We start from the raw sequence: 13,531 nt of genomic DNA, 5'->3' as shown, positions 1-13,531 counted from the left end.
AATCCAAGCTTAAGCCATGCGGTCACCGCCGCCTTTCACGCTTATCTGCGAAGAACCTTTTTTCATCGGCGGCATGGTGCGCAAACAGGCGGCTATTGCCGCTTTCCGGAAACCGCTTGGCGCGGACTCGTACGACACCTCAACACGCCCTAGACTAGCCCAATGCAAGATACAGATACCCTCGAACAGATCCTTGCCCAGCTCACCCGCCTGGCCGACACCGAAGAAGCCCGGCTGGCGGACGAGCGGCGTGCCGTCGACGGCGACATCGATTGGTCGGCTCTTGCATTCCGCTGGCGCGACGACGGCCGGCTGCAAGCCATTCCCTCGCCCAGCACCATGCCGATCGATCGCCTGCAGGGCATCGAGCGCCAGAAGGAACGGTTGCTCGCCAACACGCGCCAGTTCGTCGATGGCCGGCCCGCGAACAACGCCCTGCTCTGGGGCTCGCGCGGTACCGGCAAGTCTTCGCTCATCCGCGCATTGCTGTCCGAATTCGCCGACGCCGGCCTGCGCATCGTGGAAGTGCCGGCGCATCGGCTGGTCGACCTGCCCGATCTGGTGGCCCGGCTTGCCGGGCGCGACGAGCGCTTCATCGTGTTTTCGGACGATCTGTCGTTCGAAGCCGGGGACGGCAGCTACAAGGCATTGAAGGCCGTGCTGGACGGTTCGCTCGCGGCGGCGCCGGAGAACGTCCTGATTTATGCGACCTCGAACCGGCGCCATCTGCTGCCGGAATACCAGTCGGAAAATCAGGCCTCGAAAACCGTCGATGCCGCCACCGGCGAGATCCATCACGGCGAAGCGGTCGAGGAAAAAATCTCCCTATCCGAGCGGTTCGGGCTGTGGCTGTCATTCTATCCGTTCGACCAGGCGCACTATCTGGAGATTGCGGCGGCCCACTTGAGCGCCTATGACATCAAGGCCGAAGTTGGCATCGATCAGTCCTGGGAGCGTGCCGCGCTGCAATGGGCGCTGGCCCGTGGCAATCGCAGCGGCCGGACGGCCGAACAATTTGCACGCGACTGGGCGGGTCAGCACGCGGCTGGCTAATCCACGCGGCCGGGTTGCATCAGACGCCGCTATCCAGCGTCGTCGAACTTCAGCTTCGTCCCGCACATACGACAAACATAGTCGGTGCCCGCCTGGGCCCGCTTGTGTCGAATGCTGGTCAGCCAGGCCGGTTCGTCGCAGCCGCAGGCATAGCGATAGCGTTTGAGCTGGCGCGTCGGCTCGGCTGGTAGCGCATGGCACGGCGAGGCATCGACGCCAAAGGCCTGCATCAACGCCTTCCACTCGGCGCCATGTGGCTTGGCGCGACGGCCGTACAGCCGATAGATCGCCACGTGCGCGACTTCATGCGGCACGGTTTCGTCCAGCATTTCCCTCGGATGCGAGGCCAGCAGCGTGGCGTTGAGCCGGATATGGCAGCGCCGGGTGCGCCGGGCGAACACCGCCTGGCCGGCCGAGCGCCCCCGCAGATCGAAACGCACTTCGGGCACCGGCAACCGGCGCGCGCTGGCGCCAGTGATCTCCCGCGCCCGCTCGATCCAGTATGCCGTCAGCTCGCGTGCGCGGACCTGCAGGGCGTCGGCATCGTCGAGTACAAGATTGTGCTGAACCGGACGCGCCATCAAACACCGCCGGACGAAACCTGGCCGGTCAGGATACCTGTTTGCACGCCGCCTCGCCGGCCGGCGCCTGCGTGAACGCCTGCACCTGCGCCAGCGCCAGGCGCTGACGACGGATCCAGCCGGCATCGTCCAGCTTGTCGCGCATATTGAACGGAAACGTCTGACTCATCTCGGCCAGTCGGCGGTCGGCTGCTGCCGCGGCCTCAAGCAGACGATCGTGCTCGGCGCGCAGCGCCACGACGTCGTCCGGCAATCCGGGGCCACGCGCCAGCGCACGAGTTTCCGACCACGCAGCTACCAGCGCCGAGCGATCGCCGCCCCGATAGGCACGCAGGATCTTGGGCCAGAGGCTGGCGCGCTCGTCCTGCCCAGCGGCGGGGTCGACCGCCGGGTGAGCTACGGCCACCAGCCCGCGAAAGATCGTGCGTACGTCGTCGGCTTCGGCGCGGGACAGGCTCGGCCATTCGCTGCGCGCGATGACCTGACGATAGCGCGGCGCCGCCGCGGATTCCGCCAGATCGACAGCCAGATCGCCGAAGGCACGCCAGTACCGCGCGGCCCACTCGGGGCCATCGTGATACCGCCAGTCATATTCGATCGACAAGGCATGCGCCAGCCGCCGACGCAGTTCGCGGGTGGCGTCGCGCAGTTCATCGTATGCCGGATGGGCGCTGCGATTGGAGGCAACTCGACGGTTCGACATGATTCCAACTCCTGTGTCGCGAATCTTGCGGTTTCGACTCGAGGCACAGGATGCGACCGGGGGTGGGTCAGAACACGACCCGGAGCTGTAAAAATTTACAGTTCGTAGATCGCCGCCGCGCGGGACAGCCGCTGCGCAGCCGCCTCGCGCAGCGCCGACGGACCGACCACTTCCACTTCGGGCCCGTAGGCCAGCACGTCGCGCAGCAGTTCTTCGGCCGCGGCATACGGCACGCGCAACTCGTAGCGGCCATCGTCGCGCCACGCCCCGACCTGATCGGGATGCCATTGCTCGTCGGCCACCCAGCGCGCCGCCGCGGCGCTGAACAGCAGAATGGCCGTATGAACCGCATGGCCAGAGAAGATGCCGTAGCCGCCGCCGAGCTGTTGATCGAGCGCGTCGCCGCTCATGTCATCGGCGGCCGTATCGGTGATCTCCGCCGACTGGATACGGTCGATGGAGAAGCTACGCAGACCATCCGAGGCATGGCACCAGGCGTCCAGGTACCAGTTATCGCGGTAATAGACCAAGCGCTGCGGCGACACGGTCCGCTCGCTGACCGTATCCCGGGCCCGGCCGTGGTAACGCATGAACAGCCGTCGTCGCATGGCCGTGGCCGCGGCCACGTCGGCAAAGGCCGGCCCGGGCCGCCGCGCGGTCGCGCGCAGCACGCGCGTGCGGGCCGAGAGCTCGCCGGTGCCCATGGCGCGCGATTCGAGAATCCGCTCAAGCCGCCGTCGAACCGGCGCCAGATCGGCGGACAACAGACCCGGCTCCAGCGTTTCCAACAGCTGGTCCATGGCCAGCAGCGAGACCAGTTCGGACGCATCGAACCATAATCCCGGCAACTCGAAGCGTGCATCCGCCTCGCCAGCGTAGTAGTACCCGTTGTACTCGCGGTCGTACTCGATCGGCGCATCAAGATACAGACGCATGTCCCGGATGATGCGCTTGACCGTGGCCGGCGAGCATTCCAGGCGCGCTTCCAGTGTGGCCTTGGGAATCGGATAACGCGCGCCGGACAGTTGCTTGTGCAGCGCGTAGATACGATCGAAGACATTCATGACCGGAGTCTCTCACGCCGTTGCCGTACTGCGGTATGCCGATTTTCAGGGAACTTGCCGGGATATCGCGGTCAGAGCATTCATCCCCTGTGATCTATCGATTCACACCGCTTGCAGCGTCGCCCTGCAGTGCACAGACTGCACGAACGGAATCCGACCAATGTCGCAGACATCGACTGCGCGCCCATGATCGAAATCGACACCCATGTCACCGCCGACCGTTCGCCGCACGACGTTTTCCGCTATATCGCGGATTTCTCGACGTGCGAACAGTGGGATCCGACCGTTTATCGGGCCGAGAAGCTCACGCCCGGCTCGCCGGCGACCGGTACCGAGTTCCGCGTCATCGTCAGTTTCGGCGCGCGGCGCAAGACGCTGCGCTATCGCATCGACACCCTTCAACCGGGCCGGCGCATCGACCTGGTCGGCCGCGGTGCCGGCATCAAGACGTTCGAGACGCTGACCGTCAGCGCCGAAGACGGCGGTGCCCGCTCACGTATCGACTATCAGGGCCATTTCTCGCTGCGCGGCCCGCTGGCGCGCGCGCGCTCGGTAATCGCGCCGATCATGCGTCGGATGGTGCCGCGGGCCGCGCGCGGTCTGGCCGATGCGCTCGAGATCCGTACCGAAACGCCGCGCCAGGGCTGGCTGAGTTATGCCGCCGATCGCAGCATCCTGCCCGGCGAGGCGTTGTATACCGACCGCGGCTACTTCGCCATGCGCGATCGCTCGCACAGTGAGTTCATGGATGGCAAGCGCGTGGTGATCACCGGCGCAACAGGCGGCATCGGGCGAGCTATAGCCGCCGAATATGCCCGGCTCGGCGCCCACGTCACGTTGGTCGGCCGGGATACCGATCGTCTGGCGGCCGCGGCCAGCCACGTGCGCGGCTTTGCCGGCGCCGCGCCCGATGCCGTGGACGTCGTCGAAGCGGATCTGTCGAGCATTGCTGCCATGCGCCGTGCAGCCGCAACCATTGCGCAGGACGCGCCGAAGATCGACGTACTGGTCAACAATGCCGGTGCCCTGTTCGATGAATACGGTGTCACCGAAGACGGCATCGAACGCACGGTGGCGATCAATCTCGTGGCCCCGTTCGTGCTCACCGAATCGCTGCTCGAACCGCTGCACGCGGCTGGCGGGCGCGTGGTCAATATGGCCAGCGGCGGCATGTATGCCGTGGGCCTGGATATCGATGCCCTCGCGCCGCTGCCCAGCAACTACGGCGGGCTCAAAGCCTATGCCCGCGCCAAGCGCGCGCTCGTGGCGCTGACCGCGCACTGGGCGCGTCGCTACGGCGATGAAGGCATCGTATTCAACGCCATGCACCCGGGCTGGGTGGATACACCCGGCGTGGAAAAATCGCTGCCGCGTTTCCATTTATTGATGCGGCCCGTGCTGCGCGATGCGCGCATGGGCGCGGACACCGCCGTATGGCTGGGTGCGGCGCGTGCCGCCGGCGGCCTCAACGGTGCCTTCGTGTTCGATCGCAAACCGCGCCCCACCGCGCTGGTGCCGGGTACGCGCGTCAAACCCAGTCAGGCTCAGAGCCTTTATGGCTGGCTCCGCAACACCACCGGGCTGACCCTCCATGGCCTCGGATAGCGACGACTCCAAAAAACGCCGCCGCCGCATTATCGGCGCCGGCATCCGCACCATCTCACGCGGCGCGATGCGCAGCATGCCGGGCTACGACCGGGCCAAGAGCCTGCAAAAGACCGGCCAGGACTGGTACGAAACGCTGGGCAGCCTGAAGGGCGCGGCGATGAAGCTCGGCCAGATCGCGTCGTTGTATCAGGATTTGTTGCCCGCGCAGCTCACCGAACAGCTCTCACGCCTGCAGCGCAACGCCGAACCGTGGGACTTCGCCGATCTCGAGCCGGTCCTGGCCGCGAGCTGGACCGACGAGCAGCGCGATATGATCGCGCATATCGACGAAACGGCGATGGCCGCTGCCTCGATCGGCCAGGTGCATCCGGCCCGGCTGGTCGACGGGCGTGAGGTGGTGGTCAAGATCCGCTACCCCGGCGTCGCCGATTCCATCGACGCCGACATCGCCAACCTGGGCCGGCTGCTCAAGTGGTCGCGCTTTTTGCCGATCGGCGGACGCGAACTCGACGGCGTGCTGGGCGAACTGCGCGAACGCTTCGTCGAGGAGACCGACTATCGGCGCGAGCTGGCAAACCTGCAACGGCTGCGCACGCTCGGGCTGCGCGATTTCGAGCTGCCCGAGCCGGTCAGCGCCTTGTGCACCGAGGCCACGCTGGTCACGACGCGCCTGGACTCCGCGCCGTTGGAGACAGGCGATCCGCAACTGGGCTCAGCCGTGGTCGAGGCGATCAATCGTCAGGTGTTCGAAGCCGGCGCGCTGCACGCCGATCCGCATCCCGGCAATTTCGGCATCACCGAGCGCGGCACGATGGCGCTGTACGATTTCGGCTGCATCAAGTATTTGAATGTCGAGACACGTCTGGCCATGCGCGACATCCTGGCCGCCGCCATGACCGAGGACTGGGCCGGCGTGCACGCCGGCATGGAACGGCTCGGCGCAGTGCCCGAAGGCAGTTGGGAGAAACACGCCGACGTCTATCGCGGCATCTACGAGCGCCATGCTGAATCGGCCCTGGCCCCGCTGCGCGATCGGCGGCCGTATGTATTCGAGCGCGATGAACTGATCGATTCGATCCGCGCCGAGCTGGGCCGGTCGATGGGCTATTGGCGTTATTTTCGGGCCGCGCCGGACATGGTGTTCGTGATGCGCACCCTGTCCGGACTGTACTGGATCCTGCGCAGCATTCATGCCGAAGTGGATCTCTACGGCGAACTCGAACGCATCATCGCTGGCGAATACGGCCCACCCGAAGGCCCGGCCCAGGGTTGACGATCCGACGAACGGTCGGCTAATCGGCCGTTAAGCATCCCGCTCTATTCTATACTCAACAATCACAAAAATCGGCCGAACAACGTCGTGATAGCGGCGCCAACTGGCCGAAAATAAAAGAGATTTAGGGTATGGAGAAAGGCGATCGCCTCGGCGTGGCCGCGTTTTTCATCGGCTGTCTTTTCTTTGCGTTCCTGGGGGGCGCGTACATCGTTCTGGCCGAAGTGTTCCCCTACAAGTTTCTCGATAACGCGTATCGCGCCGGCTGGGCGCTGGTGCAGCAGAAACACACCATCGACGACCCGTTCACCCAGACCGATCAGTGGCGCAAGGCCCGTAGCGCCGCGCGCGGTGTCGATATCTACGACGCCAAGCGCGCCTACAACGGCTATACCCTGTATACCTCCGGCGGCCGGACCACCGCGTATCTCATCGATATGAAGGGCCACGTCGTGCACCAGTGGCACGCCGACTATTCCAAGCTCTGGAACACCACCCCGGACGGCCGCGAAGCCCAGCCGGACAAGCTGATGTATTTCCGCAAGGCGGTGATGTACCCCAACGGCGACCTGCTGGCGATCTTCATCGCGGCCGGCGATACGCCCTGGGGCTACGGACTGGTCAAGCTGGATGCCCAATCCAACGTGATCTGGAAGTATCACGGCGCGACGCACCACGATCTTTACCTGAGCGACGACAACCGCGTGTTCGTCCTCACGCATGCTTTTCGCAACGAGCCGGTCAAAGGCTTTGCTCATCTGAGCACGCCGTGGCTGGATGATTATCTGGTCGAACTGGATGGCCAGACCGGCAAGGTGCTCCGGAAGATTTCGATCTTCGATGCGCTGTGGGATTCGCGCTACAAGGCGCTGCTCGGCGCCGACCCCAGCTTTGCCATGGAAGACCCGCTGCATACCAACAGCGTGCAGTATCTCGGCAACAAGCTAGGCCAGGCGTTCGCCCCGGCCCAGGGCAATGGCGACCAAGTGCTGCTTTCGATTCGTCATCCGGGCATCGCCGCCCTGCTCGATCTGAAATCCGGAAAAGTAACCTGGGCGCTCAAAGGTTCCTGGCTCGGACAGCATTCGATGCGCGTGCTACCGAACGGGCATTTCACCATCTTCGACAACTATGGCAACTTCGAGAAGCACAACATGAGCCGGATTCTCGAAGTCGATCCGACCAACGACGCCATCGTCTGGCAATACGAAGGCAACGCCCAACACCCGTTTTCCAATCTGCTGCGTGGCGCCGTGACCACGCTGCCCAACGGCGACCGACTGGTGACCGAATCCGACGGCGGTCGTCTGTTCGAAGTCGCGCCCGACGGCGATATCGTCTGGGAATTCTTCAACCCGATCCGCGGCGGCGACCAGAACCAGTACATACCGGTCGTCTCGTCCGGGCAGCGCATCAAGCCCGATGCCCTCGCCCCGGCCTTTCGTCGCTCATTGAATACGTCGCAGGAGTGATGTCATGTCCTATCGTTCATCCAATACGCCCCGCTTCGGCACCCCGCTCAAGCTGGGTATTACGCTGCTGATTCTGCTGATGCCGTTCGCCGCGGCCCAGGCGTACGTCGGCCCGGGTGCCGGGCTCAGCCTGCTCAGTGCCCTATGGGGGCTGCTGTGCGCCATCGGCGCGGCGTTTCTATTCGTCATCCTCTGGCCCATCCGTCGCATGCGGCGCAAGCGCCGTGAGTCCCAGCAGGCGCGCGAACAGCATGCAACGGCCGCCAGCGCCGACAAGCCGGCTTCCGAGCAATCGCGCGACAGCCACCGAGGCTGAGCCGGCGAATTGATGCGGCCGCGCCTCGACGGCGCGGCCGGCCCTGATCCAAGGAACCTATGATGGGTTTGTTCAATATTCTTTCGCCGGTATTCGACGTGGTCGACGGCGCCGCCGCGTCGGTATTGCCGGCAACGCTCCGGCTGGCGTTGTGGGCAGCGATCCTGGCGATCGGCACCATGCTGCTCTACAAGGTGCTGTCGCCGCAGGCGCGCATCGGCGTGGCCAAGCGCGAGGCCCGCGAAGCACGGCGCAAGCTCAACAGCTTCGACGGCGAGTTCGCCGACGCCGGCCCGTTGATCCGCGACCAGTTCGCCACCGCCTTCAAGCATATCGGTCTGGTCGTGCCCGGCACGATCATTGCGATCCTGCCGTTGCTGTGTTTTTTGGTCTGGGCCGACAACCATTTCGATTACAACCTGCCGACGAACGGCACGACACCCACGGTCGCCACCGTCCCGGCCTCGGCCAGCGGCGCCAACGCGCACTGGGACGGCAGCCATAATCCGCCGGCCGTATCGGTCACGACTGTGGGCCATGCCACGCAGGCGTACCCGATGACCGCCCCCGTGCCCATCATTACCAAATACAGCGCCTGGAACTGGCTGGTCGGCAATCCGCTCGGCTATCTGCCGGACGACAGCCCGATCGACGCCGTCCGCATCGATCTGCCCGAGCGCGAATTCATCCATGTCGGACCTGCGTGGATGCGCGGCTGGCTGGCCGTGTTCATTCCGGTGATGTTCATTGTCTCCCTGTTGATGTTCAAGTGGGCCCGGATCGAGTAGACAGCGCATGAGCGACGAGACTTCCAACTCCACCACGCGCACGCCGCGTTCGGCGCCCAGCGATGCCGCCGTTGCCAGCTTCGCCGTGCCCACGTGGATGCATCGCGTCGCGGGCTGGCAGGAACGCCACCCGCGCGGCGCGATTCGGCTGGGCAACTTCGATACCAGGATGGCCGCCGAGGCGATCGAGAATGTCGCTATCGAGGCGCCGATCTATATCGCCGGGCTGGCGCGTTCGGGCACGACCATGCTGCTCGAACTGCTGGCCGCACACCCGGACGTGGCCACCCACAAATACCGCGACTTCCCGCCCGTATTCACGCCGTGGCTATGGGATCGCTGGCTGGCGCGGGTTCCGGAAAAAGACGAATCGGCCACGGAGCGGGCGCACGGCGACGGCATCGCGGTCACGTCACACAGCCCGGAAGCGTTCGAGGAAGTGCTGTGGATGGCGTTTTTCGAACACAGCCATGATCCAGCCTATTCCAACGTGCTCACGCGCGAGACCTCGAACCCTGCGTTCGAAAAATTTTACCGCGAACATATCCGCAAGATTCTCGCGATCCGCGACGGCAAGCGCTATGTGGCCAAGGGCAACTACAACCTGATGCGCCTGGCGTATCTCCAGTCCATGTTCGCCGACGCCCGCTTCGTGCTGCCGGTCCGCGATCCGGTCTGGCATATCGCCTCACTCATGAAACAGCAGACGCTGTTCGAGGCCGGCGAGAAAGCGCACCCGCGCGCGATCGATCATCTGCGCCGGGTCGGGCATTTCGAATTCGGCCTGGATCGCCGCCCGATCAACACCGGCGATCCCGAGGCGATCGAGCGCATCGAGGCATTATGGCGCGAAGGCGCCGAAGTCGAAGGCTGGGCCCGCTACTGGGCCATGGTCTACGGCGCGCTGGCCGATCAGCTCGGCGCCGATTCGCAGCTCGCCGGCGCGACCCAGGTCGTGCGCTACGAGCCGTTGTGTACGGATTCCAAGACCGTACTGGCCGATTTCTATCGCCACTGCGATCTGGACGTCGACGACGCCACGCTCGTATCCGCCAGCGAACGGCTGCATCTGCCCGATTATTACAAGCCGGCGTTCGCGGCCGACGAGATCGCCACGATCCGTCGCTTCACCGGGCCAGTGGCCGAACGTTTCGGCTACGACCGCGAACGCCTTGGCGAACGCAACCCGGTCCGCGGCGCGCCGAATTTCTGAGCGCATGATGCCGGCCCGACCGTAGCAAAGGCCGGGCCGGCATTCGATCAGCCCGTGACCGCTGCGACTCCGGCCTTGGCGGTCGCCGCATCCTGATCCGGCTTGACGCCGGACACGCCAACCGCGCCGGCGACCTGGCCGTCGACCACGACGGGCACGCCGCCGGTCATCGTGGCCTTGAGCTCGGGCACCGACAGGAACGCACTACGCCCGCCGTTGATCATGTCCTCGAAGACCTGGCTTTCCTTGCGGCCGAGGGCGGCGGTCCGTGCTTTCTCGGTCGCGACATAGCTGCCCATGGGGGCGCAGTCGTCGAGTCGACGCAGACCCAGCGGATGCCCGCCCTCGTCGACCACCGCGATCGCGACTTTCCAGCCGTTGGATTCGGCCTCGGCCTGGGCCGCATCGAGGATCCGGTTGACGTCGTCCAGCGTGAGCGTGGGTTTATGCTGCATGATCGAGTTCGCCTCGCGTTGTGTTCGTGAATATCGACCGGGCGGCGGCTCAGCCCCCCATCAGCGGATCGCCGATGCCCAGTACATAAAAGCCGATCAGCCCGATGATACCGGTCAAAAGACAATAATAGAGTGTCGGCAGAATCGTCTTGCGGATGATCGTACCCTCGCGGCCCAGCAGGCCGACCGTTGCCGAAGCCGCCACCACGTTGTGAATGGCGACCATGTTGCCGGCAGCGGCGCCTACGGCTTGCAGTGACACCATGAATGCAGTCGACACCCCCAGCGTCTCGGCGATATGGAACTGGAAGTCCGACAGCATCAGGTTCGAGACCGTGTTCGAGCCGGCGATGAAGGCCCCGAGCGCACCCACTGCGGGCGCGAACAATGGATAGATATCGCCCACTCCGCTGGCCACGAACTGCGCCATGGCCACGGGCATCGATACCAGATCGGCCCCGTTGACGCCGGAATTGATCAACACACGCACCATCGGCACGGTGAAGATCAGCACGAAGCCCGCGCCCAGAATGGTCTGGGTCGAATCCGTGACCGAGGCCCGGATCGCACCCGCTCGCATGCGATGGATGAAGAACGTGACGATCACCGCCATCACGATCACCCCGCCCGGCAGATACAACGGTTCGATCGAACCGGAAACGCCCTGCTGACCGAGAATATTGCTCCAGCTGATCGCAACCGACTTCAGTGCCTCCTTAACCGGCGGCACGATGCGCGAAATCACGAGCAGCACCGCCAGCAACCCGTAGGGCACCCAGCCCATGAAGGTCGACATCGGCGCCCGGTCGGTCACGTGGTCGAACTTAATCTCCATGGACCCGAGCCATTCCGCGGGCCAACGCTCCGGGGGCGCGAAATCCCAGGTATCGCGCGGCAGCAGGAAGCCGCGACGAGCGGCCGGCACGACGATCGACAGCCCAACCAGCGCGCCGATGATCGACGGAAACGACGGCCCCAGAAAGACACCCGCCAGGGCATAGGGAATCGAGAACGCCAACCCCCCGAACAGACAGAACGGCAGCACCGAAAAACCGTGCGTCCATTTCCGATCTTCGCCGAAGAAGCGCGTGAGAATGGTCACCAGTACGAATGGCATGAGCACGCCGCAGATCGCATGTACAACGGCCACTTCGGACGTCACCAGCTGCAGATAATCAGCCCAGTTGGCACCACGCGCGGCCAGTTCGGAGGCAACCTGGCTCTGATTCAGGCCGCCAGTCACGCCGACGATGATGGGCGTACCGACCGCACCGAACGAAACCGGCGTGGATTGCACCATCATGCCGATCACCACCGCCGGCAGTGCCGGAAAACCGAGTGCGACCAGCAGCGGAGACGCCACCGCAGCCGTGGTACCGAAACCCGAGGCGCCCTCGATGAAGCAGCCGAACAGCCACGCGGCGATCACAAGTTGGACACGCCGGTCGTTGCTCACGCCGGAAAACCCGCTCCGGATCGCCGCAATGCCGCCCGAGTGCTTGAGCGTGTTGAGCAACAGGATCGCGCCGAAGATGATCCAAAGAATGGATATCGTCAGCATCAGGCCTTGCAGCGAAGACGCCACGATCCGAACTACCGGTACTTGCCAGGCGAAAAACGCTACCGCGATGGTGAACACATAGACGATCGGCATGGCCGTCCGCGCCGCCAGTCGAAAGCCGACCAGCAGCACCGCGGCCAGAATCAGCGGCGAGAACGCCAGCAGGGACATCCAGCTCGATGTCATCTCCTCTCCCTGTATTGTTATTTCGAGCCGCTCGCCGCAGCGACAGCTCGGATTCGTCGACCGTGTCGACGTGCAGCACGGCACGTCGTACAGGCACCATTCAGTGGACTCGCCGTGTCCCCGCTACGGCGTTGATTGGCCAGAAAAGCACGCGTTTCCGTGCAACACAACCGGGTCGGACGCGCCGGGCGCGTCACCCATCTCGCGTTGCACACCACAGCCACCCCGTGGCGCTATCGACCGACCATTGCACCCCGAAACGCGCCTGCGAGATGTCGACGAATTGATGAGTTCACGCTCATCGTCGGCGCCGCGTGTTACAGCAAATTGCGCACAACCGTATACGCGAAGACAGTTCCGACCCCGCACGGGCGGCGCTCGGTTTCAAGCGTCCCGCCTGCTGGCGCTCGCCGAAGCATGGAGATCGGGCGCGGTTGCGCGCTGTTTTCCCCCTAGGGTTTGTTGAGGTTTCGTACGCACTGCCGCGTTGGCGTGCCGCACACCCTGTCCGGCAAGGACGAATTATCGACCTGGATGCGCAAGGCTGACGGGCGCATTTGGCTGATTCTTCATGGGCCGCCCGAGCGGAAAGAAAAAGCGCTGTATTGCCGCAATACAGCGCTTGGCACGGCATCGTACGACGACAGCAACAGGTCTCAGGTCATGCGCGAGAGGGTCTCGTCGCGGCGAATGATGCGGTGATAGAGCGCGCCGCAGATATGCAGACCCACGAGCACCAGAATCACCCACGCGAAGAATTCATGGAGCTCGGCCAGCGTCGGTGCGATTCCAGTCGCTTGGCCGAGCGGGCTGGGAATCGGAATCACGCCGAACCAGAAGAAGGTACCGTGGTGCGCGCTGGCCAACAGGAAACCGATCAGCGGCTGGGAAATGAGTGACAGATACAGCAGCCACTGGTTCAGATGGGCGAAAGCGGCTTGCCACGCGGGCATGTCCGATGGCTTGGGTGGCGTATCGGCGAGGAAACGCACGCACAGCCAGGCCAGCATCAGCCAGAAAATCGTGAAACCGAGCGAGGCGTGCCAGAAGAAGAAATCGTTGTGGAATCCGGACTTGACCATACCCAGTAGGAAGCCGAGCGGCCAAACGACAAAAACCAGTACGGCGACCAGCCAGTGAAAGGTCTTGATTGCCGGATGATAGTGCTGCGAACTCGGAACTGTGTTCATTAAACCCCCGCTTGCCAGAGTGCCGGCCGGCGGCCGACACGCGCTTGGTTGGATACTGCCAAGATTAT

The 13,531-nt window shown here is 64.3% G+C and carries 13 protein-coding genes; 7 read left to right on the top strand and 6 right to left on the bottom strand.

The annotated features are described in order from the left end of the window. Nucleotides 1–162: 162 nt before the first annotated feature. Nucleotides 163–1,053 (top strand): ATP-binding protein, encoded by an 891-nt coding sequence (locus tag C41B8_RS17440; protein ID WP_037341166.1) that lies wholly within the window; start codon nucleotides 163–165, stop codon nucleotides 1,051–1,053. 29 nt (nucleotides 1,054–1,082) lie between these two features. Here C41B8_RS17440 and C41B8_RS17435 read toward each other — a convergent pair whose 3' ends face one another. The 3 genes from C41B8_RS17435 to C41B8_RS17425 all read right to left on the bottom strand — a co-directional run bounded on the left by C41B8_RS17435 (nucleotide 1,083) and on the right by C41B8_RS17425 (nucleotide 3,401). Continuing rightward, entirely contained in the window at nucleotides 1,083–1,634 is a 552-nt protein-coding gene (locus tag C41B8_RS17435; protein ID WP_051883735.1) for a SprT family zinc-dependent metalloprotease, read from the bottom strand. A gap of 28 nt (nucleotides 1,635–1,662) precedes the next feature. Beyond that, entirely contained in the window at nucleotides 1,663–2,337 is a 675-nt protein-coding gene (locus tag C41B8_RS17430) for a hypothetical protein (protein ID WP_037341165.1), read from the bottom strand. Nucleotides 2,338–2,432: 95 nt separating this feature from the next. Continuing rightward, the gene (locus C41B8_RS17425; RefSeq protein WP_037341163.1) at nucleotides 2,433–3,401 is read right to left on the bottom strand and encodes a helix-turn-helix transcriptional regulator; all 969 of its coding nucleotides are present in this window, start codon (nucleotides 3,399–3,401) and stop codon (nucleotides 2,433–2,435) included. Nucleotides 3,402–3,587: 186 nt separating this feature from the next. Here C41B8_RS17425 and C41B8_RS19880 point away from each other — a divergent pair, with 186 nt between their 5' ends. From C41B8_RS19880 to C41B8_RS17395, 6 genes are all read left to right on the top strand, one after another. Next, nucleotides 3,588–5,006 carry an SDR family NAD(P)-dependent oxidoreductase gene (locus C41B8_RS19880; protein WP_051883734.1) on the top strand — a complete coding sequence of 473 codons (1,419 nt, stop codon included), beginning with the start codon at nucleotides 3,588–3,590 and terminating at the stop codon, nucleotides 5,004–5,006. Beyond that, nucleotides 4,993–6,282 carry an ABC1 kinase family protein gene (locus C41B8_RS17415; RefSeq protein ID WP_037341160.1) on the top strand — a complete coding sequence of 430 codons (1,290 nt, stop codon included), beginning with the start codon at nucleotides 4,993–4,995 and terminating at the stop codon, nucleotides 6,280–6,282. Before C41B8_RS19880 ends, C41B8_RS17415 begins: the two co-directional genes overlap by 14 nt. A gap of 131 nt (nucleotides 6,283–6,413) precedes the next feature. Then, nucleotides 6,414–7,754, top strand: a complete 1,341-nt coding sequence (locus C41B8_RS17410; protein WP_051883733.1) for an arylsulfotransferase family protein — start codon at nucleotides 6,414–6,416, stop codon at nucleotides 7,752–7,754. 4 nt (nucleotides 7,755–7,758) lie between these two features. Then, nucleotides 7,759–8,070: a hypothetical protein gene (locus tag C41B8_RS17405; protein ID WP_051883732.1), complete on the top strand. Its 312-nt coding sequence runs from the start codon at nucleotides 7,759–7,761 to the stop codon at nucleotides 8,068–8,070. Between the two features lie 62 nt (nucleotides 8,071–8,132). Then, nucleotides 8,133–8,858, top strand: coding sequence for a hypothetical protein (locus tag C41B8_RS17400; protein ID WP_037341157.1), 726 nt, complete (start codon nucleotides 8,133–8,135; stop codon nucleotides 8,856–8,858). A gap of 7 nt (nucleotides 8,859–8,865) precedes the next feature. Next, nucleotides 8,866–10,071 (top strand): sulfotransferase, encoded by a 1,206-nt coding sequence (locus C41B8_RS17395; RefSeq protein WP_232226114.1) that lies wholly within the window; start codon nucleotides 8,866–8,868, stop codon nucleotides 10,069–10,071. Nucleotides 10,072–10,118: 47 nt separating this feature from the next. Here the strand turns inward: C41B8_RS17395 and C41B8_RS17390 are convergent, their stop codons facing one another. The 3 genes from C41B8_RS17390 to C41B8_RS17380 all read right to left on the bottom strand — a co-directional run bounded on the left by C41B8_RS17390 (nucleotide 10,119) and on the right by C41B8_RS17380 (nucleotide 13,463). Continuing rightward, complete coding sequence (locus tag C41B8_RS17390; protein WP_037341154.1) at nucleotides 10,119–10,526, bottom strand: GlcG/HbpS family heme-binding protein; 408 nt, start codon at nucleotides 10,524–10,526, stop codon at nucleotides 10,119–10,121. A 49-nt stretch (nucleotides 10,527–10,575) separates the two neighbouring features. Beyond that, entirely contained in the window at nucleotides 10,576–12,273 is a 1,698-nt protein-coding gene (locus tag C41B8_RS17385; RefSeq protein ID WP_037341151.1) for an L-lactate permease, read from the bottom strand. 656 nt (nucleotides 12,274–12,929) lie between these two features. Continuing rightward, nucleotides 12,930–13,463 carry a cytochrome b gene (locus C41B8_RS17380; RefSeq protein ID WP_037341149.1) on the bottom strand — a complete coding sequence of 178 codons (534 nt, stop codon included), beginning with the start codon at nucleotides 13,461–13,463 and terminating at the stop codon, nucleotides 12,930–12,932. Nucleotides 13,464–13,531 lie beyond the last annotated feature (68 nt).

Source organism: Salinisphaera hydrothermalis C41B8, assembly GCF_000732535.1.
Classification (GTDB): domain Bacteria; phylum Pseudomonadota; class Gammaproteobacteria; order Nevskiales; family Salinisphaeraceae; genus Salinisphaera; species Salinisphaera hydrothermalis.
Note: the sequence above shows the minus strand (reverse complement) of the source record. Positions and strands in the feature narration are given on the sequence as shown.